Here is a 1,632-nt window from a genome sequence, read left to right as displayed (position 1 = left end):
AGGGAGTCCCCGCCGCGTCGCCGACGCTGCGCTGTCGCGCAGCAAACAAGTGCTCGGCTTAAGATTGGGTGCGCGCGGGGAAAGAGGCCGTAGCTATCACTGGTGTGTCAGCACCCGCGAGGGAGAGTGGCCGGCACGGTATCGGCGTGGAGTCGTTGTAGGCACAGCAAGCTGTGACCACGTATGAGAGAGTGAATCCGTTCGCCACCGTGTTCCCCGCGCGCCATTCAATCCTGCGAGGAATTGTCATGGCGCGCAAGAAGCAGCAGAAACGATTTGAAGTGATTCACCCTCATTGTGCCGGTATCGATATCGGCAGCCGCGAGCACTGGGTTGGCGTCAATCCCGATCAAAGCGACAAGCCTGTTCGCTGTTTTTCGGCCTTCACTGAGGATTTGGTGAAGCTGGCCGAATGGCTGGAATCGCTGAAAATCAAGGTCGTGGCGATGGAGGCCACTGGCGTTTACTGGATACCCCTGTTCGAGCTTCTCGATTCAAGGGGCTTTGAGGTGTACCTGGTCAACTCCCGTGCAACTCGTCAGATAAGCGGGCGTAAATCCGATGTCCTGGATTGCCAGTGGATCTGGCAACTCATGACCCATGGCTTACTCAGAGGGGCTTTCAGGCCCGCTGATGATATTTGCTCGATGCGATCATTGGTTCGCCAGCGGGCCATGAAGGTTCGTGATCAAGCCAAGACCATCAACCGCATGCAAAAAGCCCTGACGCAGATGAACATTCAGTTAGCCAATGTCATCAGCAATATTGCTGGCGTGACAGGGATGAAAATCATCAAGGCCATCATCGATGGTGAGCGTGACCCTCAAGTCTTGGCCAACTTCCGAGACGGCCGTATCAAGGCCGATCACCAAACCATTGCCCGCAGTCTGCACGGTAACTGGCGAGTCGAGCATCTGCATGCTTTGGCTCAGGAGGTGGCTGCTCATGATTTCCTTGAGAAGCAGATTGCCGAATGTGATCAGGCCATCACTCAGGCACTTGATCGACTCCCAGTGCTGAACCATGAGCCCCCGCAACCCACCAAGCCACTGCGCAGCCCGCATCGCTCGGCAGATGAACAGGCCAGCTTGCACCAGGCACTTGTGAGAATCATGGGCGTGGATTTGACCGCGATTCCCACCATCGGAATCGAATCCGCCTTGGTTCTGGCGAGCGAAGTCGGACCTGACTTGTCGCGTTTTCCGACTGAGCAACATTTCAGTTCCTGGATGGGGGTAGCGCCCTCAACCCGAATATCGGGGGGAAAACCCTTGCCCGGTCATGTCCCCAAGGTATTTAACCGGGCGGCACAAGCGTTGAAGCAGGCGGCCTCTAGCGCCCGCACCGATAAAAGCTTTATCGGTGCGAGTCACCGCGCCCGATTGGCTCGCATGGATACGGCCTGCGCCATCAAGGCTACGGCTCACCAACTGGCCCGGTTGATCTACGCCATGCTGACCAAGGGACAGCCTTACGTAGCGCAGGATATGGACGAGTACGAGGCCAAAAGCCGTGATCGTCAGCTTAGAGTCTTACAGCGTAAGGCTACAAAGCTGGGTGTTCGATTGGTCGCGGCTTAAAAAGCTTTGGAGAACAAGGGGATGGATTTTGTTTGATGAGAGCTTGCTCCCG

The 1,632-nt window shown here is 56.4% G+C and carries 1 protein-coding gene; it reads left to right on the top strand.

What is annotated here, in order from left to right:
• Positions 1-248: 248 nt before the first annotated feature.
• Complete coding sequence (locus J3361_RS29230; RefSeq protein ID WP_207967445.1) at positions 249-1,580, top strand: IS110 family transposase; 1,332 nt, start codon at positions 249-251, stop codon at positions 1,578-1,580.
• Positions 1,581-1,632: the final 52 nt, after the last annotated feature.

The organism is Pseudomonas sp. OA65, assembly GCF_017498305.1.
GTDB lineage: Bacteria > Pseudomonadota > Gammaproteobacteria > Pseudomonadales > Pseudomonadaceae > Aquipseudomonas > Aquipseudomonas zanjanensis.
Note: the sequence above shows the minus strand (reverse complement) of the source record. Positions and strands in the feature narration are given on the sequence as shown.